Source organism: Jatrophihabitans sp. (genome assembly GCF_036389215.1).
GTDB lineage: Bacteria > Actinomycetota > Actinomycetes > Mycobacteriales > Jatrophihabitantaceae > Jatrophihabitans_A.
Genome location: NZ_DASVQG010000277.1, coordinates 1 through 3,035 on the forward strand (window position 1 = coordinate 1; position 3,035 = coordinate 3,035).

Here is a 3,035-nt window from a genome sequence, read left to right on the forward strand (position 1 = left end):
GCGCCTCTACACCTCAGAACGAACCCGCCGAACAGCCTTGACACCCTGGCTCCACCACTACAACCATCACCGCCGACACACCGCAATCGGCGGCCCACCCATCAGCCGCTGCACCAACGTCTCCGAGCAGTACAGCTAGCCAGCGGTCCACCGTTCGCTGGTTCTCCCTGAGCAGGCCGGAGATGGCGTTCTCCGCGGTCTGGCGGTCGTAGAAGGTGGAAGCACCTCTGATGTGCGGTTCGGTGGCGAGCCGGTTTCGCAGGTAGTCCTCGGACTTCCCGACGTGCTTGGCCAGGGTGTGGGCGTCGTCAACTGCTTCGTGAGCCATCAAACCGCCACCCGGCACCAGGTGGACCACGTCCTCAGCTGCCCGCACCGACCGGAACGCGCTGCCGCCCAGCGGGATAGCGGCAGCCAGTTCCAGTCCCAGGCTGGTGGCGCTGACAGATTCACCATGCGCTCGGCGGGTGCTGTCCACCGCCAGCTGTGCGACGGCGAGGACGGTGGCGGCGGCCAAGCAGGCGGCACCGGCCGGTGGGCAGATGAACAGCAAGCCCAGCCCCAGAACCGACAGTCCGGCGTTCAGCTCGCCCAGGCAGGCAGAGACATTGCGCAGCGACGGGTGCAGCACCGCCTGCTCGAACGGGCTCAACGCCGTCGCCGCGGCGTGTCCCAGCTGGTGACTGAAGGCGCTGAAGCCGTGCAGGTCCCGGGTCGGATCGTGCTCGTCCACGCACCGCAGCGCCCGGACACAGCGCTCCAGCCCCTCGGTCCACCGGTCATAGCCGGCTTTGAAGGCCCGGGCGAGGGGCAGCAGCTCGGCGCTCGGGTCGGCCACCGCTGCGGCCAGCGCGGCACTCGATACGCCACCCCGGCTCGCGAGCTCGTCGCTGCGTCGCTGCAAGTGCCGGCGGATGCCGATCAGCTGACCGGCCGTGTCGTCGAGCACACCGGCGTAGCTGTTCAGCGCCGTGGCATAGCCGTCGTACCGGTCGGCGGTAACTGACAGCTGCGGCGCGTGCAGCCGAAGCTGGGCTACCAGGGCCTGGTGTGCCGCTCCGCGCCAGAGGCTGGACTCCACGCTGGACAGCAGCACATCCGCGGTGCGGCGCAGCTCAGCGGCGAGTGCTCCGGACCGGCGGGCAACGGCCCGCAGCCGGGTCGGATCACCGGCCGGTACCCGCTGCGCCAGGCAGAGCCGGGCCGCCGGCAGCCCGTCAGCCGGCAGCTCGAACCGGTCAGGCCCCATTGACGTCCCGCAGGCAGCTCGCATGAGCAGCACGCTAGGCAAGTCCGGCTCAGCACCCCGGAAGTTATCCACAGCCCGGGATGCTCGAGCGTGGGATCACCACCGGACGGCGAGATAGTTAGTTATGTCGCTACAATTGTTGTAGAGGCAAAGGAGTGGCGGATGCCCGAGCTGACGAAGCGACGCCGGATGCTGGTGCTGGCCATCTGCTGCCTCAGCCTGCTGATCGTCGGCATGGACAACACCATCGTCAACATCGCGCTGCCCTCCATCCGCACCGATCTGAACGCCTCCGTCGAGGGGTTGCAGTGGACCGTCGACAGCTACACCCTGGTGCTGGCCAGCCTGCTGATCCTGGCCGGTTCGTCGGCTGATCGGCTGGGCCGTCGGCGGACGTTCCAGATCGGCCTGGTCCTGTTCACCCTCGGCTCGCTGCTGTGCAGCCTCGCTCCCGGTCTGGGCTGGCTGATCGTTTTCCGGATGGTGCAAGCCGTCGGCGGCTCGATGCTGAATCCGGTAGCGATGTCGATCATCACCAACGTCTTCACCGAACCGGCCGAACGCGCCCGTGCCATCGGGATCTGGGGTGGCGTGATCGGCATCAGCCTGGGCGTCGGACCGATCGTCGGCGGCCTGCTCACCGAAACCGTCGGCTGGCGGGCGATCTTCTGGATCAACGTGCCGATCGGGCTGGCCGCCGTGGTGCTCGCGGCGCTCTTCGTTCCGGAGTCACGCGCGCCCCGGCCGCGGCGGGTGGACCCGATCGGCCAGCTGCTGGTGCTGTTCCTGCTGGCCTCGGTGACCTATGCCATCATCAACGGCCCGCGGGCGGGATGGGGTTCGCTGGAGACCTGGGCGCTGTTCGGGCTCGCCGTACTGGCGGCACTGGCCCTGCTGCGGTACGAGCCGCGCCGGATCGATCCGCTCATCGAACTCCGGTTCTTCCGCAGCGTGCCGTTCTCCGCCGCCACCGTCATCGCCATCTGCGCATTCGGTGCCTTCAGCGGCTTCCTGTTCCTGAACACCCTCTACCTGCAGGACGTCCGGCAGCTGTCGGCGTTGCACGCCGGGCTGTTGTTGCTGCCGATGGCACTGGTCACCGCGCTGCTCGCACCCGTCTCAGGGCGCATCGTCGGTTCGCGGGGCCCGAGGGTGCCGCTGTTCCTGGCCGGGGTCGCCATGTGCGCCGGCGGCCTGGCACTCACCGGGCTGGACCGTTCAACCGGCTACGGCTGGCTGGTCAGCAGCTACGTGATGTTCGCGATCGGTTTCGGCATGGTCAACGCCCCGGTCACCAATACCGCCGTCTCCGGAATGCCGCGGTCCCAGGCCGGCGTGGCGGCGGCGGTGGCCTCGACCAGCCGGCAGGTCGGCGCGGCGCTCGGAGTGGCCATCATCGGTTCGGTGATCAACACCGGGTCCTCCGGTGCCATGGCCGGCGATCTGGTATCGGCGAGCCGGCCGGGCTGGTGGATCATCGTCGGCGCGGGCGCGTGCGTCCTGGTGCTCGGCGTGGCCAGCACCGGTCGCCGTGCTCAACGCAGCGCCGACCGGACCGCGGAGTTGTTCTCCGCCGAGACAGCCGCCGCCGAACCGGCCATGCTGAGCACCTCGTGACCCCCCGGGTAACCAACTCGCCAGCATGGCCAGCCGGTTCGCAGGTCGGGCGTGCCGCGGACGCCGCCGCGCAGGCCTGGACGGCGATGCGCACCCTGGTGCTCGAGGTGCACGACCGGCGAGCAGCCGTGTCCGAGGCGCTTGATCTCAGCTTCAGCCGGGCCAGGGC

The 3,035-nt window shown here is 69.3% G+C and carries 1 protein-coding gene and 2 pseudogenes; 2 read left to right on the top strand and 1 reads right to left on the bottom strand.

Annotated features, from left to right (window positions below; genetic code table 11):
- Positions 1–139: pseudogene (locus VF542_RS15495) on the top strand (IS481 family transposase); the annotation flags it as partial.
- A 54-nt stretch (positions 140–193) separates the two neighbouring features.
- Here the strand turns inward: VF542_RS15495 and VF542_RS15500 are convergent.
- Positions 194–1,273: pseudogene (locus VF542_RS15500) on the bottom strand (RNase A-like domain-containing protein); the annotation flags it as partial.
- 138 nt (positions 1,274–1,411) lie between these two features.
- Between VF542_RS15500 and VF542_RS15505 the strand changes: the two are divergent.
- On the top strand, positions 1,412–2,866 hold the full coding sequence (locus VF542_RS15505) for an MFS transporter (RefSeq protein WP_408652597.1): 1,455 nt from the start codon (positions 1,412–1,414) through the stop codon (positions 2,864–2,866).
- The last annotated feature ends 169 nt before the right edge of the window (positions 2,867–3,035 follow it).

What these genes read in the sequence shown, in the direction of transcription:
- VF542_RS15505 (WP_408652597.1), top strand. Translation starts at nt 1,412, where the DNA reads ATGCCCGAGCTGACGAAGCGACGCCGGATGCTGGTGCTGGCCATCTGC.